The organism is Enterococcus sp. DIV1094, assembly GCF_017316305.2.
Lineage (GTDB): Bacteria > Bacillota > Bacilli > Lactobacillales > Enterococcaceae > Enterococcus_B > Enterococcus_B mangumiae.
In genome coordinates this window covers 2,743,568-2,770,107 of sequence record NZ_CP147250.1, presented here as the reverse complement: position 1 = coordinate 2,770,107, position 26,540 = coordinate 2,743,568, and the positions used below count along the sequence as shown (strand labels likewise).

General features: G+C 39.5%; 25 protein-coding genes. 19 read left to right on the top strand and 6 right to left on the bottom strand.

Features of this window, described 5'->3' with window-relative positions:
• Positions 1-79: 79 nt before the first annotated feature.
• From DOK79_RS13135 to DOK79_RS13125, 3 genes are all read right to left on the bottom strand, one after another.
• A complete protein-coding gene (locus DOK79_RS13135) occupies positions 80-1,078 on the bottom strand; it encodes a tyrosine-type recombinase/integrase (RefSeq protein ID WP_206854133.1) in 999 nt (332 codons plus the stop codon).
• Positions 1,079-1,335: 257 nt separating this feature from the next.
• Complete coding sequence (locus tag DOK79_RS13130; RefSeq protein ID WP_206854132.1) at positions 1,336-2,646, bottom strand: sensor histidine kinase; 1,311 nt, start codon at positions 2,644-2,646, stop codon at positions 1,336-1,338.
• Between the two features lie 4 nt (positions 2,647-2,650).
• Positions 2,651-3,325 carry a response regulator transcription factor gene (locus DOK79_RS13125; RefSeq protein ID WP_206854127.1) on the bottom strand — a complete coding sequence of 225 codons (675 nt, stop codon included), beginning with the start codon at positions 3,323-3,325 and terminating at the stop codon, positions 2,651-2,653.
• A gap of 142 nt (positions 3,326-3,467) precedes the next feature.
• On the opposite strand from DOK79_RS13125, the gene DOK79_RS13120 reads away from it, so the two are divergent.
• The 7 genes from DOK79_RS13120 (at position 3,468) to DOK79_RS13090 (ending at position 10,152) form a co-directional block, all read left to right on the top strand.
• Entirely contained in the window at positions 3,468-4,193 is a 726-nt protein-coding gene (locus DOK79_RS13120) for a polyphosphate polymerase domain-containing protein (protein ID WP_206854125.1), read from the top strand.
• On the top strand, positions 4,183-4,857 hold the full coding sequence (locus DOK79_RS13115; RefSeq protein ID WP_206854123.1) for a DUF4956 domain-containing protein: 675 nt from the start codon (positions 4,183-4,185) through the stop codon (positions 4,855-4,857). The genes DOK79_RS13120 and DOK79_RS13115 overlap by 11 nt, the downstream gene beginning before the upstream one ends.
• 15 nt (positions 4,858-4,872) lie before the next feature.
• The gene (locus DOK79_RS13110; RefSeq protein ID WP_206854121.1) at positions 4,873-6,717 is read left to right on the top strand and encodes a carbohydrate-binding domain-containing protein; all 1,845 of its coding nucleotides are present in this window, start codon (positions 4,873-4,875) and stop codon (positions 6,715-6,717) included.
• Positions 6,718-6,996: 279 nt separating this feature from the next.
• Positions 6,997-8,070, top strand: a complete 1,074-nt coding sequence (locus tag DOK79_RS13105; protein ID WP_206854119.1) for an ABC transporter permease — start codon at positions 6,997-6,999, stop codon at positions 8,068-8,070.
• 4 nt (positions 8,071-8,074) lie between these two features.
• Positions 8,075-8,758: an ABC transporter ATP-binding protein gene (locus DOK79_RS13100; RefSeq protein ID WP_206854118.1), complete on the top strand. Its 684-nt coding sequence runs from the start codon at positions 8,075-8,077 to the stop codon at positions 8,756-8,758.
• 19 nt (positions 8,759-8,777) lie between these two features.
• Positions 8,778-9,395, top strand: coding sequence for a TetR family transcriptional regulator (locus DOK79_RS13095; protein WP_206854115.1), 618 nt, complete (start codon positions 8,778-8,780; stop codon positions 9,393-9,395).
• Positions 9,396-9,573: 178 nt separating this feature from the next.
• Positions 9,574-10,152, top strand: coding sequence for a histidine phosphatase family protein (locus DOK79_RS13090; protein ID WP_206854112.1), 579 nt, complete (start codon positions 9,574-9,576; stop codon positions 10,150-10,152).
• Between the two features lie 75 nt (positions 10,153-10,227).
• Here DOK79_RS13090 and DOK79_RS13085 read toward each other — a convergent pair whose 3' ends face one another.
• On the bottom strand, positions 10,228-11,109 hold the full coding sequence (locus tag DOK79_RS13085) for a MurR/RpiR family transcriptional regulator (RefSeq protein WP_206854109.1): 882 nt from the start codon (positions 11,107-11,109) through the stop codon (positions 10,228-10,230).
• Positions 11,110-11,320: 211 nt separating this feature from the next.
• Here DOK79_RS13085 and DOK79_RS13080 point away from each other — a divergent pair, with 211 nt between their 5' ends.
• The 12 genes from DOK79_RS13080 (at position 11,321) to DOK79_RS13025 (ending at position 22,871) form a co-directional block, all read left to right on the top strand.
• A complete protein-coding gene (locus tag DOK79_RS13080) occupies positions 11,321-12,358 on the top strand; it encodes a Gfo/Idh/MocA family oxidoreductase (RefSeq protein WP_206854106.1) in 1,038 nt (345 codons plus the stop codon).
• A 168-nt stretch (positions 12,359-12,526) separates the two neighbouring features.
• Positions 12,527-13,561: a LacI family DNA-binding transcriptional regulator gene (locus DOK79_RS13075; RefSeq protein WP_206854103.1), complete on the top strand. Its 1,035-nt coding sequence runs from the start codon at positions 12,527-12,529 to the stop codon at positions 13,559-13,561.
• Positions 13,562-13,694: 133 nt separating this feature from the next.
• Positions 13,695-15,029 (top strand): PTS sugar transporter subunit IIC, encoded by a 1,335-nt coding sequence (locus DOK79_RS13070; protein WP_206854101.1) that lies wholly within the window; start codon positions 13,695-13,697, stop codon positions 15,027-15,029.
• Between the two features lie 12 nt (positions 15,030-15,041).
• Positions 15,042-15,479, top strand: a complete 438-nt coding sequence (locus DOK79_RS13065) for a DUF3284 domain-containing protein (protein ID WP_206854098.1) — start codon at positions 15,042-15,044, stop codon at positions 15,477-15,479.
• A gap of 71 nt (positions 15,480-15,550) precedes the next feature.
• Positions 15,551-17,797 carry an alpha-galactosidase gene (locus tag DOK79_RS13060; RefSeq protein ID WP_206854094.1) on the top strand — a complete coding sequence of 749 codons (2,247 nt, stop codon included), beginning with the start codon at positions 15,551-15,553 and terminating at the stop codon, positions 17,795-17,797.
• Positions 17,794-19,842, top strand: coding sequence for a beta-galactosidase (locus tag DOK79_RS13055; RefSeq protein WP_339092288.1), 2,049 nt, complete (start codon positions 17,794-17,796; stop codon positions 19,840-19,842). Before DOK79_RS13060 ends, DOK79_RS13055 begins: the two co-directional genes overlap by 4 nt.
• Positions 19,843-19,925: 83 nt before the next feature.
• Positions 19,926-20,213: an rRNA processing protein gene (locus DOK79_RS13050; RefSeq protein WP_206854091.1), complete on the top strand. Its 288-nt coding sequence runs from the start codon at positions 19,926-19,928 to the stop codon at positions 20,211-20,213.
• A gap of 160 nt (positions 20,214-20,373) precedes the next feature.
• Positions 20,374-20,565, top strand: coding sequence for a hypothetical protein (locus DOK79_RS13045; RefSeq protein ID WP_206854089.1), 192 nt, complete (start codon positions 20,374-20,376; stop codon positions 20,563-20,565).
• A gap of 35 nt (positions 20,566-20,600) precedes the next feature.
• Positions 20,601-20,945, top strand: a complete 345-nt coding sequence (locus DOK79_RS13040; RefSeq protein ID WP_206854088.1) for a hypothetical protein — start codon at positions 20,601-20,603, stop codon at positions 20,943-20,945.
• The gene (locus DOK79_RS13035) at positions 20,942-21,457 is read left to right on the top strand and encodes a hypothetical protein (protein WP_206854086.1); all 516 of its coding nucleotides are present in this window, start codon (positions 20,942-20,944) and stop codon (positions 21,455-21,457) included. The genes DOK79_RS13040 and DOK79_RS13035 overlap by 4 nt, the downstream gene beginning before the upstream one ends.
• Before the next feature lie 114 nt (positions 21,458-21,571).
• Entirely contained in the window at positions 21,572-22,516 is a 945-nt protein-coding gene (locus DOK79_RS13030) for an L-lactate dehydrogenase (protein WP_206854082.1), read from the top strand.
• A 115-nt stretch (positions 22,517-22,631) separates the two neighbouring features.
• On the top strand, positions 22,632-22,871 hold the full coding sequence (locus DOK79_RS13025) for a hypothetical protein (protein WP_206854078.1): 240 nt from the start codon (positions 22,632-22,634) through the stop codon (positions 22,869-22,871).
• Positions 22,872-22,918: 47 nt separating this feature from the next.
• Here DOK79_RS13025 and DOK79_RS13020 read toward each other — a convergent pair whose 3' ends face one another.
• Together DOK79_RS13020 and DOK79_RS13015 are read right to left on the bottom strand one after the other, a co-directional pair.
• Positions 22,919-23,092 (bottom strand): hypothetical protein, encoded by a 174-nt coding sequence (locus DOK79_RS13020; RefSeq protein WP_206854076.1) that lies wholly within the window; start codon positions 23,090-23,092, stop codon positions 22,919-22,921.
• Between the two features lie 696 nt (positions 23,093-23,788).
• Complete coding sequence (locus tag DOK79_RS13015) at positions 23,789-26,332, bottom strand: cation-translocating P-type ATPase (protein ID WP_206854074.1); 2,544 nt, start codon at positions 26,330-26,332, stop codon at positions 23,789-23,791.
• Between the last annotated feature and the right edge of the window lie 208 nt (positions 26,333-26,540).

Here is a 26,540-nt window from a genome sequence, read left to right as displayed (position 1 = left end):
CTTTTTTTAAAACACTAAGAACTCAAAAATGCAAAAGCGACTTCTTTGAAAAATAAATATTTCTGATCCAACCTGTTTGTCATCGATAAGTGAAGTCACGCATCTTCTCATAAATTTCTTCAAATGAATGAGAACGAACATAGCGATTCCCGCAGAGATAATTCACAGCATCTTTGTCACCTAAATATAGCTCAGTGTAATAGCGGAAAGTTTTTCGACACAATTCCGGTGAAACATTTTTGTACACAGCGATTCGCTCAAGGACTTGGCGGATCGTTCGAGGAGAGATTTGCTCATCGTGAGAAGAGCGGAAAACAAATGACTCACCAGATGATTCTTTTTTATGTTGGTCATAATAATTTGCGAGTATCGGCAGTGCTTCATTGGGAATAGGTACTCGATTCAAGCGGTTCGCTTTTCGATCAACAACCAAAATCTGTTTCGTTAAATCAATGTTTTTCCACTTTAATTCCACAACTTCATGGATCTTCAAGCCACAATAGAGCAGGACAGCCACGATTGCCAGATTTCTTGCACGATTTTTTCGTTCAAAAAGTGCTTCTCGTGGGGAATTGAATCCTTTTGAAGGAATAAAGAGAGAGTCAAAATCGCTTAATAAAGAAGCATCGATATAACGTGGAGCAGGAGCAGTCGTCTCTGGTAAGCTATCTCCTAATAAGGAAATCTCTTTTTCAATCGAACCTTTTTCATATAAAAAACGTAAAAAATGATTCAAGGCATACTGTTTGCGAGAGATTCCATAATACCCATTTTTAAATTGTTGTTGTGTTTCTTGTGAAGCGGCAGTATGAAAAGCGCGTGTATGAAGGTAAACTTCACTCAAAAAATTTAGATACACTTGTTTTTCCAACTGAATGATCAACTGGTCATCAATCTCTTGTTTATGCGTCTTTCGTAAATAGTCTGTAAATAAATGGAAATCTTTTGCATACTCAAAGCGACTAGCCAACGATAATTTTTTTTGATTTACTTGTAAAAATTCATTGAAAATCGGAGGCAATTGAAGCATCCGTTGTTTCAATTTTTCTTGTAGCTGTTTTCTTGTTTTCATATCCATGCAAAAAACCTCCATTTCTTATTTGAGAATAGGGAAGAAGCATCTAGCCAAATTTTTCGATAGGATCACTTCAAACCTTTTGCTTATTCGTCTTTTAAGGTAAGCAACAAAATGTATCAATTATTTTTTTCCATAGGTTTATTTTACTACAATTAGCCAATGAATACGAAAAACAAAACCAATAAAAAACACTTCATCCTAGCCTCAGCTATTGATCGAAGTGTCTTTTAACGTGTGATTAAATCTAACAGTGTCGCTTATTTGATAGGCAGCTGGATTTTAAAATCAACGCCTAAAGGTTGATGATCCGCTACCGTCAATTGTCCTTTATGTTGTTCGATCAATTGTTTCGCAATCGCCAAACCGAGACCATAACCGCCAGTTTCTTTTGATCTTGCTTGATCCTCGCGGTAAAAGCGATCAAAAATCCGTTTCTTGTCTTCATCGCTGATCGAAGGGCCGGTATTTTTGACATGGATCACCCAATCTTTGTTCGTGTTCGTTGAGGTGACGATGATTTGATCGTGTGTACTTGTATATTTCAGTGCGTTATCCAATAAAATCACTAAGACTTGATGGAGTTTTTTCGGATCTGCTAAAACGTTGATATCTGCTTGATTATCTAAAAGAAATTCTTTTTGATCAATCGTTGCCATCTCTTGGAAAGGCTTGACCAGCTCGGCAATAAATCCTTTGGTACGTAACTCTTGCTTCGTGAGTGTATCTTGACTTGAGTCATTCCGTGCTAACGTCAACAAGTCCGAAGTCAACCCAGTCAAACGTCTCGTTTCAGACAATGCTTGTGCGATACTTTCAGATTCATCAATGATCGTATGGTTCGGTTTGGTGAATAAATGTTCCAAACTATTTTGGATGATCGTCAAAGGTGTGCGTAACTCATGTGAGGCATTTTCGACAAATTCTCGTTGTCGCCGCCAAGAAGCAAGGATCGGACGCATATTGAGCTTGGATAAATAATAACTGACGCCGATGGAACCTAACCAGAAAACAATCATGCAAAGAATCATGATCGTTTGGAATGTTCGCAAAGAAGAACTGATTTGATTGGTATTTTCTAACACTTGGACATAGGCAACTTCGCCTTGATTTGTTGCTTTTTTGGTGATGGAACGAAAAGTAAGGGGTGTTTCTTGTCCATCTTGCCCCAAATCAATATTTTGGATCGTGTCTAGATGAGTGGTGTCCAGCTTGATTCCTTCGATTTGATTAAACCGTCCGCCGATAGTTTCTTTATTCAATACTTCACCCGAAGCCGACCACAAAATGACTTGCGTATTAAAACGATCACCTTCTGGTAACGAGTCTGCCTGACGTGGCGGGATTTGCGCGTTTAAGAAAGGATCGCCTTGTTGGTACCGTTCGATTTCTAATTGCACCATACGAGAATTGATCGTGCTGTTTTTCAACATCAGATCGGTTTCACGATAGGCGGTCTGATTCAATAGTTGCAAAATGATTCCGCCAAGCAAAAGAAAGATCACCGCAAATGCTGTCACGTTAGCTGCAAAAAGTTTTTTACGTTGTCTATTTGAAATACTGTCAGTCATAGCATCACTCTCCCTGCAAGATATAGCCAACATTACGTAACGTTTTGATTTCTTTATCCAAACCCGTTTCACGTAGGTGCTTTCTTAGATTACTCATATAGACTTCGACGACAGTGATCGTCGTGTCTGAATCAAATCCCCAGATACGGTCAAAAATCTGTTCTTTTGTCAAAATGATCCCTTTATTTTGCAAAAAATAAACAAGCAGTTCAAATTCTTTCCCTTGGATCGGTAGAAGTTGTTTCTTATATTCGACCGTATTTTGGTGCAAGTCGCAGATGATTTCTTGATACGCCAACGAATGTTCATTAAAAAGTCCCAGCGAACGTTTCAATAACGCTTTGATGCGCATCAGTAATTCTTCCCGATAAAAGGGCTTGGTCAAATAGTCATCCGCGCCGCGCTCAAAGCCTTCGATCTTATCTTCTAAGCCATCTTTCGCTGTCAAGATCAGCACAGGGGTCATCATTTTCTGTTTCCTTAGCTGTGCTAATACTTCATACCCATTCATTTCAGGGATCATCAAATCAAGAACTGCTAGATAATAAACCCCAGATTCTAATTCATATAACCCTTCACTACCATCATAGACTTGAGTCACTTCACCGATTTCAGAAATGATTTCTTTGATATTTTCCGACAATACGTGATCATCTTCAATCACTAATAATTTAATCATACGTTACACCTCAATTGTTTTAGCATACGTGTTGATTTTACCATGATTAGCATAAAGAAAACTTAAATTTCGGATTAAGTTACGTTTAAGCTAACCTTTGTATGCTAGATGGCATCACTTAAGAAAACCAGGAGGAAAGAAAATGAAATTAAAAAATGTATTTCAACGCAAAGAAACAAAATACCTATTGACTACGACTCAGTTTCATTCGTTTATTGAAGAACTGAAAAAACAGATGCAGATCGACGATTACGGGTTGCATACGATTTTATCGTTGTACTTTGATACAGCAGACGATCGTTTTATTACAAATTCCATGAATAAGCCGAGATACAAAGAAAAATTCAGGGTGCGAAGTTATGGGGTGCCGACTGATTCATCGCTCGTTTTTTTGGAAATCAAGAAAAAGGTCAATGGGATCGTCTATAAAAGGAGACTTCCGCTAACTTATTCTGAGTATCTAAAATGGCTCCAAACAAAAGACTTTCCTAGCGAAAACCATGAACAGATCCAACAGGAAGTGGATTGGTTATTCAGAAAAAATCCGGATTTATCACCGAAGACACTGATCATTTATGAGCGAATGTCGCTATTTGGCAAAACCGATCCTGACTTTCGTGTAACCTTTGATCAACACATCCGTTTTCGCCAAACAAATCTAGATCTAGCCATCACCGGAGAAGAAAACTTAGTCGCACCAGAGCTTGGCGTATTGATGGAAGTCAAAGCGCTAGGGGCATATCCTTTGTGGTTTGTCGAGTTACTCAATGCGTATCAACTGAGAAAAGGAAGTTTTTCAAAATACGCAGAAACGTATAAGCGACATTTATTTATTCAAACAAAGGAGGAGAATCAACATGTTATCTAGTTTGATCGAATCAGGTACGACTATTCAACCATTCCAGTTATTGCTATGTATCGCCACCTCACTACTATTAGGTTTATTAGTCGCCTTTATCCATATGCAACGGAATGTCTATACAAAAAGTTTTGTCGTTACTGTTGCAGTCTTACCGATACTCGTTCAATCCGTCATCATGCTAGTAAACGGGAACCTGGGAACAGGGCTAGCAGTTGTTGGTGCGTTCAGCTTGATTCGCTTTCGTTCCGTCGCTGGTGGGTCAAGGGAGATCACGAGTATTTTCTGGTCAATGGGTATCGGGATTGCTACAGGGATGGGCTATGTGACGTATGTACTAATATTTTCAGTGATTGTCGCAATCTTTTTATTAGTACTGTACCTTTCACCATTTGGCAATCAGAATAAAGTAGCTGAAAGAGAATTGAAAGTAACGATCCCAGAAGATTTAGATTATCCTGAACTATTTACTGATATTTTTGAGAAATACACGTATACGCATCACCTCAGTTCAGTCCGAACAACGACAATGGGCAGTCTGTATGAATTACGCTATATCCTCTTATTGAAAAATCACCAACAGGAAAAAGAAATCATTGATCACATCCGTGTACGTAATGGCAATTTACCGATCGTACTAGGCAAAGTAGCAACAAATCGCGAGGAATTATAAAGAGGAGGAACGCGCATGAAAAAAATCTATTCATTGATTACCGCCAGTCTATTATTGACCGCCTGTTCTTCAGCAGATTCGACTTCTTCGAATCAGGCGAGTACAGACGCGTCCGAAGCAAGTACGGCGACAACGCTGTCTACTGATGCGACAACGACAGAACAACAAACGACTTATGGCACCTATGAGACAGAAGATTTAACAACGAGCTATGAGAAAAGTTCTGCCATCGACATCCAATTAGGCGAGAAGACAGAAGTTACAGGAGAAGGCGTCGAAGTAGTGGACGAACAAGTAACGATCACGCAAGGAGGAACCTATGCGATCAGCGGGACTCTGACTGACGGTCAATTGATCGTGAATGTGCCAAAAGAAGAAAAAGTCCATCTTATCTTCAATGGTGTAACAATCACCAATTCTAACGGGCCGGCTGTTGCGATCCAACAAACAGAAAAGGCGATAGTAACCCTAGCAGAAAATACCGAAAATCATTTATCTGATGGTGAAAACTATACACTTGCTGAAAACGAAACGGAACCAGACGCAACACTATACAGTAAAGAAGATTTGACCATCAACGGAACCGGTGCATTGACTGTCGATGGAAACTATAGCAACGGCATTCGTAGTAAAGATGATTTGATCTTGATATCTGGCACTTACACGATCAACGCGAAGAATAATGGGTTGAAAGGAAAAGACGCTGTAGCCATCAAAGGAGGAAACTATCAAATCACCACGGAAGAAGGGGATGGAATCCAAGCGACCAACGCAGAAGATGAAACAAAAGGATATGTAGCGATCGACGGTGGGACTTTCGAGATTAATAGCGGAACAGACGGTATCCAAGCGGAAACTGCTATCAATAGCCAAGAAGCAGAAATCACGATCCAAACCGCCCAAGGAGCAGACAGCACCAATTTAGATACTAATGAAAGTTATAAAGGAATGAAAGCCGGTAACAACGTATTGATCAGTAGCGGAACGTATGTCATCAACAGTGCAGATGACAGTATCCATACAAATAATCTTGCGGAAATAACCGGAGGCACGCTCACGTTAAGCTCTGGGGATGACGGCATCCACACGGACAACGAATTGACCTTCAATGGCGGTATGATCGAGATCCAGCAATCCTATGAAGGAATCGAATCGGCAGTCATTACCTTTAATGACGGAGAAATAAATGTCACTGCCAGCGATGATGGGATCAATGCTGGTGGTGGTAGTGACACAGAAACAACGACTGGTCAATTTGGCGCTGACAGCTTTGGCGGACCACCCGATGCGTCGGATGATAGTAAAAAAGTGATCATCAACGGTGGTACTGTCTATGTCAATGCAGAAGGTGATGGTTTAGATAGCAATGGCACTATCGAGATGTCAGGAGGGACGATGTTGATCGATGGCCCAGTAAATGGCGGCAACGGTGCATTAGATTACGGTGGAACCTTTACTTTAACAGGTGGAACCTTTGTGGCAGCTGGTTCCAATGGGATGGCGCAAACCGTCAGCGATAGTTCCACTCAGGCAACGGTAGCAATCAGTTATGAAACTGTCCAACAAGCAGATACACTGATGAGTATCACATCAGAAGCAGGGGAAGCAGTGCTTGCCTATCAACCATCAAAAAATTATCAAACAATCGTTGTCTCCTCACCACAGCTTGCGGTTGGGGAAACGTATACTATTGCTAGCGGCGGAAGCACTCAAACTGAAGGCAAAAATGGTCTTAGTGAGCAGCCGATAGTCAGTGGTGCGAATGATCTAGGGACTTTCACTTTCTCAAATACTTCAATGACGATCTCTCAATCCGGTGAAGCAGTCTCCTTTGGTCAAATGGGACCAGGAGGATTTTAGATGTTAAATCTGTAAGGTAAAGTAATAATAGCGACCACCAAGATAGTATGCCAATAAGCACTATTTTGGCGGTTGCTTTTCGTTTATTCCTTTCATCCTATGAAAATCATTGCTCGCATCCAGCTAAGCAGTTCTCAGTGTTTTTTTCTTTAAAAAAATAATAATCTTATGAACTGAATAAGCAAACCAAGCAATTGACTTTTGGTCGATACAAGCGCTATACTTTTCTCCAGTGACACTTTGTCACTCGCAAAGTGATCGAAATGGAGGAATCAAAAAATGTTTTTAGCGATAAAAGAAATGCGCTATGCCAAAATGCGTTATGGACTGATCATTGGGATCATGTTTTTAATCGCCTATGTCGTTTTTATGTTGACGGGTCTAGCAAGCGGACTATCCGAAGAGTTCAAAAAAGCCATCGTTGACTGGCAAGCACAAGAGATCGTATTGTCTGAAGATGCAAATAAAGTATTTGCTGCTTCCCAATTAGTAAGAGGTGATTTGGATCAAGTAGAAGCCAAAGACAAAGCACCGATTGGTTTGTTCAGCGGAGCAGTCAAGGCAGAAGAAAAGGAAAATATCACTGTCTTCGGTACGACTAGAGATGCGTTTTTATTGCCTGACTTATTGGAAGGCGAGATGTTCAAACAAAAAAACGAAATCATTATTTCCAAAAATATGGCTGATCTAGGTTTTTCGATCGGCGAAAAAATTAAAATAGGTAGCTATGATGAAGACTTGACGATCGTGGGGATTTTCCCAGAAACTTACTATACCGTGGGACCGGTCGTTTATACGGATCTTGATACATGGACACAGCTGAAATTTGGCGATCAACCGTTTGCCTCTGATGAGAAAAAACCAATCAATGCCATCGTCACCAAACAAGCAGCCACCATTCAAACAGACGGTGGATCAAAAACACTGCAAAAATTGTCGATTGAAGACTTTATCCAAAGTCTACCAGGATATTCTGCACAAAATATGACATTGAATGCGATGATCTATTTCTTGTTCGTTGTCGTTGCAGCTGTTGTCGGCATCTTTATGTACGTGATCACTTTACAGAAAACAGCAATTTTCGGCGTGATGAAAGCGCAAGGGATCAGAAATTCATTTATCGCTCGGTCACTAGTAGCGCAAGCATTCATTGTCGGCTTTGTCGGTGTCCTATTCGCTGTCGGCTTAGCTTACTTGACTAGCTTGATCTTACCAGCAGCCATGCCGTTTGCCATCATTTGGTCGCAATGGCTATTGTATAGCGGGATCTTGATCGTCGTAGCCATGATCGGTGGTCTGTTCTCGATCCGAACAGTCGCTAAAGTTGATCCAGTAATTGCGATAGGAGGATAATGAAATGAAAGAAATCTTGACAATGAAAAAGATCGTCAAAAAATTTGGTAATGGACGTACAGAAGTAACTGCCCTAAAAGAAATCGATTTTTCAGTGAAGCAAGGAGAATTTGTTAGTATCATTGGTCCTTCAGGCTCAGGAAAAAGTACCTTTCTAACAATCTCTGGTGGCTTACAAACACCTAGTTCAGGCGAAATAACCATTAACGGACATTCTTTTTCCGAATTAAATGAAAAAAAGCGAGCGGATTTACGCTTTAAGGAGATTGGTTTTATTTTACAAAGTTCGAATTTGATCCCTTTTCTAAAAGTCAAAGAACAATTTTATTTAGTTGATCGTGTCGCTAAGAAAAAAGAAGAGGACGAACGAATCGACGAACTGCTGAAATCACTAGATGTCTACGAATTGAAAGACAGCTATCCGAAAGATTTATCTGGCGGGGAACGACAACGTGTAGCGATCGCGAGAGCATTGTTCAATGAGCCAAGCTTGATTTTAGCAGACGAACCGACAGCAAGTTTAGATACCGACCATGCATATGAAGTTGTTAAATTACTAGTGAAAGAAGCACATGAGAAACAAAAAGCCACGGTCATGGTCACACATGATTCTCGGATGATCCAATGGAGCGATCGTGTCTATCGCATGGAAGATGGTTATTTGACAGAGCAAACAATCGCAGAGTAAGCAGTAAGGGAGAATGCTTATGCCGAAAGAGACTTTTTTTAACATTTCTAAAGAAAAGCAGCAATGGATCTTAGAGATTTTACTCGATAAATTTTATGATCGGCACATCAGCCAAGTCAAAGTCTCCGAAATCGTTGAAGCCATGGAAATGTCCCGCGGTGCATTTTATAAATATTTCCAGGATTTGGAAGATGCATACACATTTACTGTACGAAACTACTCCAATCGAGTCCACGGAGATATCATTGCATCGATCAATCGAAATCGAGATCACTTTTTCTTAGGCATCGAAGAATACCTTGCTTGGTGTGGTGGATTAAGCAAGGATAGTCCTTATTGGCGATCGATCAAATTACTGACCCGAGCGAGTGACCTTGGTTCATCAAAACGTTTACCTACTAACCACGATTCATCTATGGTCCAACAATGGCTGGATTTATTGAAAATCAACCAGATCAGCATGGACACAACAGAAGAAGCAATCAGCTTTTTGTATTTCGTGATGGCTCTTGTCATGAATTCTTTGACCGATTATATGGTCAATCAATGGACCGCAGAAGAACTGATCGAAGATTTTCGCTATAAAGTCAAATGGTTAGAAATAGGGATAAAAAGCAAGAATGCGAATGAACAATAGAAAGTAAGGATACGAAAATAAGCGCCTCCTTCCACAGATTTATTCTGTATTTGGAAAGAGGCGCTTATTTTTGTCACAAACTCATCGAAAAGGAAATTTCCCTATTGACTTAGAGTTCACTCCAGAGGCTATACTAAAAAGTGAACATACATACACAAATCGATATGGAGGACTCGTGATGAAAAAACTTTATCTTATGCGGCATGGTCAAACGTTGTTCAATCAATTAGGCAAAATCCAAGGCGCTTGTGACTCTCCTTTGACAGAAGCGGGAATCAGACAAGCAGAAGTGGCGAGAGAATATTTCCAGACCAATCAAATCCCTTTAGATGCGTATTATTCATCGACCCAAGAACGAGCATCCGATACGTTAGAGATCATTATCGGACAAAAGGAATACCAGCGGAGTAAAGGGTTAAAAGAATGGAATTTCGGGCGATTTGAAGGGGAAAGTGAAGCCTTGAATCCGAAAAGACCAGTTGGGGAAACTTCCTATGGCGATTCGTTTGTCCCATATGGTGGCGAGTCTGCAAAAGAGCTGCAACAAAGAATGAACGCGACCTTGACCGATATCATGGAAAAAGACCATCAAAACGTTTTAGCAGTGAGCCACGGTGGTGCGATGTACTTATTCATCCAAAAATGGTTGCCTTATGAACAAGTGGCTAAGATAAAATTTGCAAATTGCTGCATTTTAGAATTTGCGTATAGCGATCGTCAATTTAAATTCATACAAGCGATCAATCATCAATTTTAAGAAGTATTTTTACTACAGATAAATAGCCTAAAGACAGAAGTGCTAATTCTCCTGTCTTTAGGCTATTTATAGTTGCTACAGCTCTTGCTTTTTGTATTCCTTTAACAGTCCTTTTTGGATCAATTCTTGTTTTTCTTTCAAGTTCAATAAATTTTCTTGATAGTTTTGGGCATACATCAAGGAGTACAAGGTATTTAAGACGTAGTCAAAGGCAATTTGAGAAGAAAAGGTGGCTACTTTCGCAAAATCATATTCTTCCTGGGAAACGACTAGCCGCATCGCTGCTTTTTTTGCCATTTCAGACTGTTCATTTCCTGTAATCAATAGACTAGGTGCTCCGATATGGGTTAGATAAGTAAGAATCCGTTCATAATGATGGATGCGCCCACTATAGCTAATAAAGATAGCACAATCATTCTTCGTTAAATTAGCCGCATTCCAAGATGAATCGCTATATTCTTCCGCTAAGATCAAGAACTTATTCAATTTCACTAATTTATTTTGGAATTTCCGTGCGGTTATTTGCGAATCTCCTTTCGCAAATAAAAAGATGCGTTCCGCTTGGTTCAAGACAGTCGCAATTTTTTCTAACGATTGATCTTCAATTTGAAATTGCGCTTTTTTTATTGCTTGAATCGATAAGTCTGCCATTTTTTTGGCAATCATCTTCGCATCATCTTCGACGGTAAAAGGAAAATTGGGATCGATCACTTGATTGAACTGGGCAACCAACTGATGGACTTCTCGCCCAAATTCAAAACGAAATTCTTTAAATCCACTATAACCGAGCTTTTTACAAAATCGGATGATGGCCGAGTGGGAGGTGTAGGTCTCCTTTGCAAGCTCTTCGATCGTCATATAAACAGCTGCTTCTCGGTTCAATCGTAGATAGTCTGCGATCCGTTTTTCATTTGTCGTAAATGTTTCCTGTGACACTAATTTCTCTTCAATAAGCATACACAACACCTCACAATCTATCTTACTGAATAACTCGAAAAATAACCACTTCTTTTTACAGTACTTTAATATTGAACATCTTTTTCAGAAATCATGCCCTTCTGTCAGTTTCTTTGAACATTTTTGCCAAAAAAACAAGAAACGATTCTCTTTTTTTCATTCTGTCTTATACTTAAAAATAAGAAACGAATCGAAAGTAGGAGGAAACGACATGTTAACAATCGCATACTTAGGCAATGGCAAAAGTACCAATCGCTATCACTTACCGTTCTCAAGAAGACTACCAGACAAAATCAAGGTCAAAAAAATATTCTCACCATCGGCACCGGCATGGGAAACATTTGATGACATCGAATATACCAATCAGTTGTCTGATTTGTGGGAAGATCCTGAGATCCAATTAGTCGTCATCACGACCCCCAGTCAGTTTCATGCAGAATATGCAAAGCTTGCTTTAGAAAACGGTAAGAACGTTTTAGTCGAAAAACCCTTTGCCGAAAATTCAAAAGAGGCGAAAGAGCTATTTGACTTAGCAAATGAAAAAGGATTGTTCATCCAATGTTACCAAAATCGTCGCTTTGATTCAGATTTTTTGACGGTCCAAAAAGTCATCGAAAGCGGGAAGTTAGGTGATATTTTAGAAGTCGAGATGCACTATGACTATTTCCGCCCAGAAATCCCAGAAAATACAACAGAATTTTCAGTGGCAAATAGCTACCTTTATGGTCATGCTTGTCATACCGTTGATCAGCTGCTTTCTTACTTTGGTGAACCAGATGATATCCATTATGATGTCCGCCAACTATTAGGTACTGGACGGATGAATGATTACTTTGATTTAGACTTTTACTATGGCCGTATGAAAGTTTCCATCAAATCTAGTTATTTCCGTATCAAAGAACGACCAAGCTTTGTCGTCTATGGCAAAAAAGGGATGTTCGTCAAACAGACGAAAGACCGTCAAGAAGAACACTTAAAAATGTTCTATATGCCTGAAAATGCAGATTTTGGTATTGATCAACCCGAACACTACGGCGTATTGACGTACATGGATGAAGAAGGAACTTATCACGAAGAGAAAGTCGTTTCTGAAGTCGGTGATTATCGACGTGTGTATGAAGGGATTTACGAAACATTGATCAACGGCGCAGAAAAAATCGTTAAAGATGAAGAAACGTTGTTGCAAATGAAAATACTCGAAACAGGCATCCAACAGATCGAGGAAGCGAGAAAGGTATTTGAGGATTGAATATCTACAAAAACTCAATAGATACCCACAGCATCATTAAAGAAGCACTGAAATCCCAAGCTATTTTTTTTTGGGGGCAGTGCTTCTTTTCTTAAACGCTAAATCCCCATTCGCCTTTTCCTCATTATTCTGGTACTATTTAGTAAACAGTAAACAAGAGGTGAGAGGATGGCGTCTATACGTGATATTGCAAAAATCGCTGGGGTTTCAGCAGCTAGTGTTTCTCGTATCCTGAACGAAGACCCGACATTTAGTATCAACGAACAAACACGCGTGCGAGTGATTGAGATCGCCAATCAATTAAATTATTCTGTCGATAAAAATAAACGTGGAACTCGAAGTTTAGGTGACGAAATGACGATTGCTTTGATCGTACGACATCAAGTAGAGGCAGAATTGGATGATCCATATTTCCGCAAGATTCGTGGTGGTATCGAAAAAGAAGCCGCCAAGTGGCGTTTTCGCACGATACGTGCTTTTCACATGAGAGATGCGCATAAAGAATGGAAAGAGTTAGCGAAGTATGGGGCTGTCATCATGATCAGCGAAATGACGGTCGAAGCAACGAAAAAGATCGCTGCAATCAATCCGAATTTGATCTTGGTAGATAATTATTCCAACTCCGAAGAATTTGACTGCATCCAGACAGACTTCCAACAAAAAACAGTCGAGGTCTTGGAAGTACTCCATCGCAAAGGGCATCGGAATATCGCATTTATCGGCGGACACAGCAGTCGAGTGGCTGAAAACGGAGAAGTCCATAAAAGCAAAGAAGAGATCCGCACAGAGTCGTACTTGAAATGGATGAAACTAAATGGACTCCAACAATATGCTACGGTGTATCAAGGAAACTGGAAACCCGAAGATGGTCTTCGCTTAGGTAAAGAGATGTTGGCCCAACAATCCCCACCAACAGCTGTCATCGTTGCCAGTGATCCGATGGCGGTCGGTGTTTATAAAGCCATCAGTGAAGCAAATAAAAAAATCCCTGAAGATATCGCTGTCGTAAGTTTTGACGATATCGAAATGGCGCAGTTCATGACGCCAAGCTTATCAAGCATCAAAGCGAATCCTGAAGAAATGGGCCGCTTAGCGGTGCGTTTAGCAAAAGAGCGCATGTTGAAAGAACGGACGATGCCGATTCGAGTGATCTGTCGCAGTCAGCTCGTTTTACGAGATTCCATTGGACACTCATCTGATTAATAGTATGTTAAAAAAGTTCGAGAAAGAAAGTTTCTTGAACTTTTTTTCTTTTTCTCTTGTGTAAACATTAAGTAAACAATTATACTCGCAAAGTAAACGTTTGCATAAAAATGAATAAAAGGAGTTATCAAACATGAAGTTTGTCGATAAATTAGCTGAAAAAATGGTTCCTGCTGCCACACTGATCGCAAATAATAAATATCTGCTTAGTCTCCGAGACGGTTTTATGATGGCTTTTCCTGCAACAATGTTTGCTTCGATCATGATCATTATCCAAAATTTGCCAACAACGTTTGGCTTCGCTACATTTCTACCGGAGGCTTTCAATACTTTCTTAAATGAATTTTTTGGTCCTGTAGGAAATGCGACAATGAGTATTTCTGCACTTTTTATCGTTTACGGGATCGGCTATCAATTAGCTGGTCATTATAAACAGCCGCAAGTCTTTGCTGGTGCCATTTCACTTTCTTGTTTCATCATGCTTTTACCATTTGGAAGTGACGAAGCAATGGGGACCTTTATTCCTTTATCTAAACTAGGCGCTGAAGGAATGTTCGTTGGTATTTTGACAGCGATTGTCGCGACAGAAATTTATAGCCGCATCAGTCGTTCAGGATTTACGATCAAAATGCCAGAATCTGTTCCGCCGATGATCGCTGAATCTTTTGTGGCAATCATCCCTGGTGCTGCTCCTTTATTTTTATTCAACATCATCCGTTACTTGTTTACTTTTACGACATGGGGAAATGCAGTCGATTTCGTTTATCAGATGTTGCAACAACCTTTGATGGGGCTAGGCGGGACTTTGCCAGCTGTGTTGATTGCTGTCTTCTTTACGCAACTTTTCTGGTGGTTCGGTATCCACGGTACATTAGTTGTCAATGCGGTGATCGATCCGATCATGGGAGCATTGGCGATTGAAAACTTTGAAGCGTATAAAGACGGCGTAGAGCAGTTGCCACATATCATCAATACGACGTTTATGGGCGTTTTCGTCAATCAAGGGATGCAACTTGGGATTTCGATCACGATGGCGTTCTTTATTGCTCGTTCGATCCGTATGAAGAAAACGATGAAAACGATCATTGCACCAGCTATTTTTAACGTATCCGAACCAATGACGTTTGGCTTACCCGTTGTATTGAACCCTGTAGCATTCATCCCTTGGATCCTAGCGCCGCTGGCTTCCACGACGATCTCATACTTTGCTATTTACTTTGGTTTGGTTCCTCGTCCAATCGGAGCAACAGTAGTCTGGACTACTCCAATTTTACTTTCAGGTTGGTTGGGGACAGGTTCGATCACCGGCGCTCTTTTACAAATCGTAACAGTAGTAGTAATGACACTGATCTGGGTACCATTCTTAGTTGCGATGGACCGTGAATACTTGAATGAAGAACGTCAACAAGTAAAACAAGAAAAAGAAAATCAATTGATGGACGGGAAGATCACCATCGAAGAACAGTAGGGAGTGAGCTTTGTGCGAATCGATACATTGAACTACCGAAAGAAGATCCCGACAAAAGCCGCAGAATTTTACCAAGTACTACTTGAGGAACAATTGAATTATTTTCAAAGCAAGGATGCTTCGATTATAGAGCTGACAGAAGGAACAACTGTCATAACTGCCTTGCAAACGAAGCTAGGACAAACGAGCGTTGAAAGTACGATGACGATCCGCCGATTGGTCAAGGATGAATTACTTGAAATGACGACTGATTACGCAGGAGGAAAAATCATTCAAACGTACCAACTGAAAAGTCAAGAAAACGACCAATTCACGTTGTTGTATTCCGAAAGAAATGAATTGGTCGATGCTAAAACTCAGTTAAGCTTGCTGTTTGTCCTGCCTTTTTACAAATTCTTTTACAATCGGAATTTAGCAAAACGAGTCAATTATTTGCTGCAAAAGATTTAGTCTTTTGGTAAACAACCAAGCGACGTATATCCTTTTTTCTAACTATAAATAAAGAAATGGTGATGCCTCACATGATTGAACAACTAAATGATCGCTTATTTCATATGAGCAATCCTCACACTAGCTTTATCCTCCATGTCATGCAAAATGGACAGATCGAGCAAATTTATTATGGAAAACCTTTACGCGGTTTAACTGACGAAGAGATCGACTATTTAGTCGCAGAACAGAATAAATCGGCTGGAACAGTTAAGTTTTTTGAAGATGATTCGAACTTTACCTTAACCGATCATCCACAAGCATACCCAGTGTATGGTACTTCTGATTTTAAAGAGGGGGCTATCGAACTTTCGAGTAATCAAGCGCCTTATTATACAGATTTTCGTTTTGTCGAAGCAACGACTAAAAAAGGAAAGGCAAGAAACCTAGATTGCCCAACAACTTATGGGGATAAGGAAGAATCGGAAACACTTTCTTTAAGATTAATAGATCAAGAACGTCAACTAGAGCTGATACTTCATTACACACTGTTTTGCGATTCTACTGCAATCGTTCAAAGTCAGACATTGACGAACCAATCTAAAACCGATTTGCAGATCCACCGCATGCTTTCAGGCGTGTTGAATCTTTCTACTAAAGCCTACGATTTCACCCATTTTTCAGGAGCATGGCTGAAAGAACGTCATGAAAAGAAGCGTCCGCTTGAGCAAGGGATCGTCTCAATCGGTTCACTAAAAGGAGCAAGTAGTCATCAGCACAATCCCTTTATCCGTTTAGATCATCAACAGTCAACGCTTGACCATGGCGAAGTTTACGGGTTGAATCTCGTTTATTCCGGAAATTTTATTGCTCAAGCAGAAGTGGATGAGTGGGATAAAACGAGAGTGATGATCGGCATCCATCCCTCACAATTCAGGTGGACTTTAGCTCCTGAAGATTCTTTTACAACACCCGAAGCGGTCTTGATGTATAGTGATGCGGGGACGAACGGTCTAGCGCAACACTTTACGCATTTTATCGAAAATCATCTGATCGATCGTAAATGGCGAGATACACCACGACCGATCGTATTCAATAACTGGGAAGCGACTTATTTTGATTTTACTGAAGAAAAACTTTTATCTCTTGCGACCATTGGTAAACATTTAGGGATGGAATGTTTTGTTTTAGACGATGGCTGGTTTGGTAAACGAAACAATGACCGTTCCTCTTTAGGTGACTGGACAGTTGATAAACAAAAATTTCCGACTGGACTTGCTTCCTTTGCAAATAAGCTAAAGAACATGGGGCTTCAATTCGGCATGTGGTTTGAACCGGAAATGATATCTCCTGACAGCCAGCTGTTGAAACAACATCCTGATTGGGTAGTCAAACATCCTTATTCACGCATCTCAGTCGGACGTGGGCAATATGTCCTTGATTTTTCAAATCCAGACGTGGTAGCAGGCATCTATGAGCAAATGGCAGCCATTATTGAAGAAACGAACTTAACTTATATCAAATGGGATATGAACCGAAATATCACTGAAGCCTATTCTGCTTATTTAGAGAAACAAGCAATCCATCAGCAGGAGTTCTTCCATCGCTATGTTCAAGGGGTCTATGCGCTTTATGGCAAATTATTGACCGCTTATCCTGATCTTTTGATCGAAGGGTGTGCTGGTGGCGGCGGAAGATATGATTTAGGCATACTATTTTATAGTCCGCAAATCTGGCCTAGCGATAACAGTGACGGGGTGGAACGTTTAAGTATCCTGAGTGGAACGTTGGCAGGCTATCCGCTTTCCAGCTTTAGTAATCATGTTTCTGCTTCACCTAACCATCAAGTATTACGTGAGACTTCTTTAGCCTTCCGCCAAGATGTAGCGATGTTTGGGCCTCTAGGGTATGAATTAGACCTCTTGGCTTTGACAGACGAAGAGAAGCAACAGATCAGCGAGCGTATCGCTTTTTACAAAGCACATCGTCACTTGCTGACTCATGGAAAATTTGTTCAGATTTTGCCAAATCGTCCGTATGATAATGAAATTTGCTGGGGTGTTTTTAGTCATGATCGATCCGAGGCGATCATTGGGTTTTATCAAAAAATGGCACGAGCAAATCCAGCCGCAAAAGCTTATCTGCCTTTTCCAGATTATCTGAAAAAAGATCGTTATTATCAAATCAATGGACAAGAGACGGTCTCTGGCAATCTTTTGAAGAATGTTGGCTTGAAAAAACCTCGTTTGTTCACAGGAGTCAATCATGCGACTTACCAGCTTGCCGGGGATTGCCAATCATTCATTTATCATATCGTAGAAAGGAAGGATACGAAGTGAAGACGTATAACGATACTCGTTTGCTACATGGCGGCGATTATAATCCAGAACAATGGTTGGCTCATCCTGAAATATTAAAAAAAGATTTCGAGTTGATGGATAAAGCCCATGTCAACACAGTGACTGTCGGTATCTTTTCGTGGAGTACATTAGAGCCGGAGGAAGGGGTTTATCACTTTGAGTGGCTAGACAAAGTATTTGAAGCGATGCACAAACGAAATGGTCGCGTCATTTTAGCAACACCAAGTGGCGGAAGGCCCCAATGGTTGAGTGAAAAATATCCAGAAGTCAATCGGACCAACATTCTTGGACAAAAGCATCATCACGGCTTTCGACACAACCACTGCTACACGTCACCAATCTATCGAAAAAAGGTCCAACAAATCAATCGACAATTAGCCGAGCGCTACGGCAACCATCCGGCGCTACTAATGTGGCATATCAGCAATGAATACTCTGGGGAATGCTATTGTGACTTTTGTGCAGAGAAATGGCGTGACTGGGTCAAAGACAAATATCAGACACTAGACGCGGTGAATGACGCATGGTGGATGACATTTTGGAGTAATAGTTATTCCAGTTGGTCTCAAGTCGTTCCGCCTTCACCTCTAGGAGAGCATAAAGTACATGGCATGGACTTAGACTGGAAACGATTCGTGACGGATCAGACGATTGATTTTTTCCTCAATGAAATCGAACCGATCCGAGAAATCACTCCTAATCTTCCAGTTACGACTAATTTTATGGCAGAAGGACATGATCAACAGGACTTTATCCCACTTGAAGGACTGGATTACTCCCGCTTTGCAGAAGTCATTGATATCGTTAGTTGGGATAGTTACCCTGACTGGCATAATCCGTATGAGCCCTTACACCTGACTGCGATGAAATCGGCTTACATCCATGACCAATATCGTTCCTTGAAAAAACAACCTTTTCTTGTCATGGAATCAACACCTAGTTACGTGAATTGGCACGCATACAACAAAGCAAAAAAACCAGGGATGCATATTTTGAGTGGGATGCAACAACTTGCACACGGTTCAGATAGTACGCTCTATTTTCAATGGCGGCAATCACTCGGAAATTCCGAAAAATTCCATGGTGCAGTCGTAGGACATGATAATTCAGAGAAAAATCGAGTCTTCCAAGAAGTAGCTACTTATGGTAAACGTTTAGACACGCTAGCTGCGATCAAAGGTACACCAAAAGAAGCTAAAGTAGCTATTCTATTTGACTGGGAAAGTAATTGGGCATTAAAACGTGGAGGCGGGTTTGGACGACCAACTCGTCGCTATATCCAAACGTTGCAAGAGAATTATCGATTCTTTTGGGAAAGAGATATTGCGGTAGATATCCTTACACCGAATCAAGACTTCTCTGATTACGCGTTAGTCATCGCGCCTATGCTCTATTTGATGCAAGAAGATACGATGAAGGAACTTTCGGAGTATGTGAAAAAGGGCGGTATCTTGATCGGTAGCTATTTTACCGGGATGGTCAACGAAAATGATCAGTTACATCTTGGCGAATGGCCACAAACACTACAAACCATTTTCGGGTTGCTTCCACAAGAGCTTGAGACCCTTTATCCAGGGGAACACAATCAAATTCTTTACCAAGGGAAATCTTATCAAACCAAAGATTACTGCGGGATTGTCCAAGAAACGACAGGAAAAGTGATTGCTACGTACAGCCAAGATTTTTATGTCAACACACCTGCTTTAGTTGAAAATCGCCTAGGACAGGGAACAGCTTACTACTTGGCTGCTCGTACAGATCTTGATTTTTTAGAAGTGTTCTATCAGCCGATGATTGAAAAATTAGCGTTGCAACAAGAGATCGTCAAAGACACACAGCCAAAAGTATCGATCCAATCTCGAACAGATGGTCAACACAACTATTACTTTCTCATGAATTTTTCTGAAGAGAGACAACAGCTTGAGTTGCTTCAACCGCTCTTGGACCTTGAAACCAATCAAACGCTTACTGGCTTACTCACATTTGCCCCTTATGAAGTAAAAATTTTAAAGAAAGAAAATTAATAACTTCAATCTCACCTTTATATTTTGACAGTTATTTTATTCTTGTTGTAGGATAGAGATAGAGCAACAAGGAGGACAAGCATATGACTAATTATGATGGAGAAAAAGAAAAACGATTAAGAGGGTCAATGGCGCCTAAAACGGACGATGAAGTCGCGTTAGCCGGGACTAACTCAGGAGAGACAACCGACAAAGAAGAGGCTTTAGCTGGAACTAACTCTGGCGAAGCAAAAGAAGTCGCAATGTCTGGTTCAAATGCAGTAGAAGAAGAACCTACACCTGAGAAACATCCCTTAAAAGAAGAAATCGAAGAAGTGGTGGAAGAAGCAAAAGAAAAATTTGATGCGTTTAAAGCCAAACATAAAGAATAATCAATCAAAAGAACTTACATCTATAAGAGCCTCACTGACGGCTTGTGGATGTAAGTTCTTTTACTTTTTTTCCAGTATCTGTCAAAAAAAGTTTTATCGAACCTATCCTTTCATTATAAACTATGATTGCGTATGTATTTTTTAAAGGAGGTGATAAGTAATGAACGGGCAACTAGATATCATTCAATTAGTTACGAAATATTTCGCCAAAAATTCTTCAATGATCATTGGTATTGCAAGTCTTGCCATCGTTTTAAGCGTTTTTATCTCAGTAAAAATGGTTGCACAACCAAAAGTAGGGAAACCGTCAAAGCAAACAATCCCTAAAGAGCGTTATAAAATTAGAAAATAGTCGCTAGATATTAGAGGAGTAGGGGGAAAAAGAACATGGGGATGTTTTGGGTTTTACCTTTCATTGCACAACAGCAAGAAAACTTTCCATCAGCTAGTCAAGCAGGTAGGATTGCTGCCTTTCTGTTGTCGTTTATTATTGAGTTTGGCTTTTCTGGTTTTTTTACGATCTATTTACTTGTCGTAATCATTTGGCAATTATTTAAATTTATAAAAAGAGTGAGTCGGAAAGATCGCAGGCACTTCAAAAAAGAAGTCGCTGCTTCCTACAAAGCTCAAGAAGAAACAATTAGGATAAATATAGAAAAAGAAAAAGCACGAGCAAGTAGACAAAGAGACGTGTTTGAAACATGGGAACAAAATGAGGAGGACGATTATTGAAGGATTTTTTACTCTATCAGATACATAGATTTTTTAATACAAATACTTATCGAGAAAAGCTACTCGTTCGAATGAATAAAGCAATCGATGAGACTTATAACGCTACTAATTACCCGACCTATACTGGTCAAAATGAAATTGAGCGTTTAGCCGATAAACTACAGCGAAGTCAGAGAAGAAAAAATTGGTTACCTAAAATCGGGGACCCACTATATAAGAAACCTTATTCAAAAATCTATCTTGAAGATTTGCAATTAAAAATTTCTGAAAAACGATTAGATAGTGATGCTAACGACAGCCAAATCTCGCGACAGAACAGCACAAATTCACTTCCTAGCGAACAGCAGACAAGCGGAACATCGAAATCAGAACTTCGAACTTCAGAATCTAAAGTGATCGATCTCTCAACGCATTTGGCAAATTTATCAAAGAAGAATGATCCATCGTTAAAAGGTTCACGCAAGGGGATACCTAGAGTAAGAAGGACGCAATCTGATTTTGGTCGCTACTGATTTTCTATAAAAAATTATTATAGTATGTATAATTTCTATATTATTGAAAAATGATAACAACAGATTTATAATTTTCATGAAAATAACAAAGAACGGATGAAAGGTGTGTTAGACATGAAAAAAACAAGTCGTAAAGTTGTTATCGTAGGTACAGGTTTTGTCGGTACAAGTATTGCTTATGCGATGATCAATCAAGGTGTTGCCAATGAACTTGTCTTAATCGATGTCAACCAAGAAAAAGCAGAAGGAGAAGCATTAGACTTACTAGATGGAATGGCATGGGGCGAAAAGAACGTTTCTGTGTGGTCTGGTGATTACAACGAATGTAAAGATGCTAACCTAGTGATCTTAACTGCTGGTGTCAACCAAAAACCTGGTCAAACACGCTTAGATCTAGTGAAAACAAATGCGATGATCACACGTCAAATCGTGAAAGAAGTAATGGATTCAGGCTTTGATGGCATTTTCGTCGTAGCTTCAAATCCTGTTGATATCTTGACTTACTTAACATGGAAAGAATCAGGCTTACCAGCTTCTCGAGTGGTAGGAACTGGAACAACATTAGATACAACACGTTTCAGAAAAGAAATTGCATTAAAACTTGCAGTCGATCCACGTAGCGTTCATGGATATATCTTAGGTGAACATGGGGATTCAGAGGTTGCTGCTTGGTCACATACAACAGTTGGTGGCAAACCAATCATGGAATATGTAGAGAAAGATCATCGTTTAGAAGAAAATGATTTAACAGTGCTTGCTGATAAAGTAAAAAATGCAGCATATGAAATCATCGATCGTAAAAAAGCAACATATTACGGTATCGGTATGAGTACTACTCGAATCGTCAAAGCAATCCTAAATAATGAACAAGCTGTCTTACCAGTTTCAGCTTACTTAAATGGCGAGTATGGGGAAGAAGATATCTTTACTGGTGTACCATCGATCGTAGACGAAAATGGGGTAAGAGAGATCATTGAATTATCGATCACTCCTCAAGAAAAAGCAATGTTCCATCAATCAGTTAGTGAATTAAAAGCAGTACTTGATACAGTACGCTAAAACAACAATCAAATAAACAAAAAGACGGGGAAATCGGAAAGTAGCAAACATCATTTCCGAGTATTCCCGTTTTTTTGTTAATATAGAAGAAATATGCGAATAGAAAGGAGAGTCTATGGGGATAGCCATTATCAATGAAAAAATTATGCCATTGGTTGGCATTGCATTACTATTATGGGTCGTGATTCTCAGTTTATTACTTATATCTTTACTATGGAAAAACAAAAAGACGAAATACAGCTGGGATAAAAAAGGAGCACGTGTGGTTCCAATTATTATCGCTATTGTCGTACATATTATATTTGGGATATTTATTGGAGTCATATTTTATCATACTTCTGTCATTCGTTTTTAAATGTGTAGATAGAGAAGAGGGCACTAAAAAAAGAGCCTGTCAGACTCTTAGAACTTGTTGAACTTGTCAACAAGTTTTTGTTTTTCTGTAGCAATTTTCTCTAAGTCTAAAATCGCTTTCTTTGCACGCATTAGTTCGATCAATTCAATCATGTCTTGTTCAGTTGCTTCATTCAATATGTAATGTTTGATTTTTGCTTTATCCAGTTTAACAATTTTCATTTTTTCACCTCAAATTTATTCTAAACATAACATATCACATGAAATAAAGTTCAAGAGAACAAAAAAAGCGATTTTAGGCAAAAACAGGTACTTATGTAGATATGTTATGTGTAGCGATAATTACTGAAAAATGTTAGTGACAGATTGGATGAAACGATCAGCAAGACTTAAATACAGATAAATCATAAATGATCTATAAGTAACGACAGATCAAACAATATAAATCTAACGCTAGCAGATTGATTGAACTAACATTTGTTGAAAAAATTATTTCTTACGGGAATGTCTAAAGTAAAATCATTCGTTAGTTAAATATGTAGTGCGTAAGAAAAAAGTAAACAAAACGATGCAAAATAATTTTAAAATATTGTAGAAGAGAAAAAAACGGTTTTTGAGGTCAAAATCGAATGATTTAGGTTGGAACATAGGTTTAGTTCTTTTTGAATCTACTTTGTATAATATATATTATGTAAACTAGAATAAATAAAAAATGATTAATTGCATAATTCCTCGTTCTAACCCCTCTTATCAATCGTAAATCACCATAATTCTCTTGTTTTTTAGTTGTCTGCATTTATTTATTGTCATTCGCGCTTTTTTTGGTCATTTTAAGAAAAGTTCGTCTGCAGCATTGAGAAAAAAATCTACAGACGAACATAATCAGACTTAACTAAGAGAAAAATCTTCAGTTACTCATTAAAACAGATGTGTCCATTTTTTTATTTCGATATAGATGACTGGAATTAGAGATAAACCAAGGACCCATAACCAGTTCGTGAGACCAATCGTAACAAACCCAAAGATATGTTGTGTAACAGGGATTGTTACTAACAAAACGATGATCAGTGCGCCAATCATTGTTGTTAAGACAAGCAATGGATTACCTAGAAATTTTAAGCGTAAAATCGATTGTTCACTGCGACAGTTATACATATGGATGATCGTTGATAAACCTAATACTATAAATGTCATGGTTTCAGCAATAGCAACTGATTGTGTGCGTCCAATAACTATAGCCAATAAAGTTACGATCGTAAACACAACAGAGATTTCAAGAATCTTAACTGCCAATCCTTGAGAAAAAATACTCTCGTTTTTATGGATCGGTTGTTTTTCCATATTTTTTTCTTCTGAAGGTTCTACACTTAAACTAAAACCAGGAATTCCGTCTGCGACTACTTTGATGATCAATAATTGAATGGCGGTGACTGGCGCTCCCCAACCGAAAATCAAAGAAAGCAATACGACCGTCAGAGCCGAAATATTACAACCTAACATGGCATAAAGTGATTTTCGGATATTTTGATACACTCTCCGCCCCTCTTCTACTGCTTGGACGATCGTGGCAAAATGATCGTCTACTAAGATCATATCAGATGCTTCTTTTGCCACTTCAGTGCCGCTTCCCATAGCAATGCCGACGTCTGCTGCTTTCAGCGCTGGGGCATCGTTCACTCCGTCCCCGGTCATTGCAACGATTTCGTCATTTTCTTGAAAGGCTTTAACGATCCGTATTTTATCCTCAGGTGACGTTCGAGCGAAGACACGGTACCTATCGATCCTTTTAACTAAGTCTCTATCACTGATTTTTTTCAGTTCAGCTCCTGTGATTGCTTCGTTTCCTTCCTCCAATATCCCCACTTCTTTAGCAATACGTGAAGCGGTCAATAAATGGTCGCCAGTGATCATAATGGTTTTGATTCCAGCTTGTTTAGCTACTTCCACTGCTTTTGCCACTTCTTTTTTCGCCGGATCTATAATACCGACAAAACCAGAAAAAGTTAGCCCCTCTTCTAAATCTTCCTCGGATATGTCTTCAATCGGTTGTTGAAAAACTTTGTACGCTACTCCCAAGACACGATACGCTTGGTTAGCAAGTTGATCATGTATCGTTAAATAGTGTTCATTGGGATTTGCCAATTGTAATCGGTCAAACGCCCCTTTTGTTACCGAAACATATTCTTTACCAATCTGATAGACGTCCGTCATACGTTTTCTTTTTGAATCAAACGGCAATTCTTTGATTTTTTTCAAGTGAGAAAGATGTTCCTGTAATTCCTTCTCTGAAAACCGAGTATCTATTGCCTTTTTTATGGCTGATTCAGTTGGATTACTACCCCCTTCATTCTCAGAAAAACTACTGGCAAGATAAAACAGGAAAAGGAGATTTTTTTCTTGATCTTCTGTGAAAGATAGCAGAGCCGGCATTTCTGCTAGAGGAGCAATTTTTTTCACTGTCATTTTATTTTCAGTGATCGTCCCCGTTTTATCTGAGCAAATCACTGACACGCCCCCCACTGTCTCAACAGTCGATGGTGTTCGCACGATCGTTTTCTTAACTGCCATGTTTCCCATACCTACAGCTAGAGAAATGGTTACAACAACAGGTAACACTTCTGGTATTGCCGCAACTGCCATTGAGATAGCCGTCATAATACTAGTTTCTACGCTCAATCCTTTCGTAATTCCTATGCCAATTGCAAGGAAACCGGCAATGATTGCCACGATTCCCAGTATTTTCCCAAGTTTTTGCATTTTGATTTGCAGAGGTGCGACATTGGTGATTTCATTCGAGATCAAGTGAGAGATTTTTCCGATTTCCGTCTCATTTCCAGTTTTTTCTACTAAGATCGTCGCTTTACCTGTTACGACTAATGCACCAGAAAAGACTAAATCTTTACGATCGCTCAATCCGTCAGTCTCACTGGCTTGATAAGAAGCATCCTTTTCGTTTGGCTCGCTTTCTCCCGTCAAGAATGATTCGTCAACAAAGAAATTAACACACGAGATTACTTTCGCGTCAGCAGGTACACGATCACCTAATGTTAGTTGAACGATATCGCCAGGTACGATCTCCGAGCTATTGATTTCTTTGACGACACCTTCTCTTAAAACACTACTAGTTGGAGTACTCATTTTTTTTAATTGTTCCATCGATTTTTCTGCACTTTTTTGTTGCCGTATCGACAAATAAAGATTTAATAAAACGATTGAAAAGATAACGACCGGTTCTGTAAAGTCATCTGGATGTGTTTGATACGCAATATACGTGGACAGTCCAGTAGCAACTAATAAGATCAAAATCGTGATATCTTTCATTGCTTCTTTCACATAGGTAAAAATACTTTTATTTGCTTGAGTATCAATCGAATTTAATCCATAGTATCGTAATCGCTCTTGCGCTTCTTGCTGTATTAATCCTTTTTGTACATCTGTCTGTAAGTTTTCGATTTTTTTCATTCTGCCTAATACCTCCCAAAACAAAAAGGAGCCAGGCAAACGAACCATTAAAGCCTACGGTTCGTTTGTCTGACTCCTGCAAGATCGTTCCGGCGAACGCTCTTAAGTCATAATTTTTTATGAGGTTATTATTTCACAGTTCAAGCAAAGGGTCAAGAAAGAAGTTGATTGAACATTCAATACTTCTACAAAAAGCAAATTGACGTTG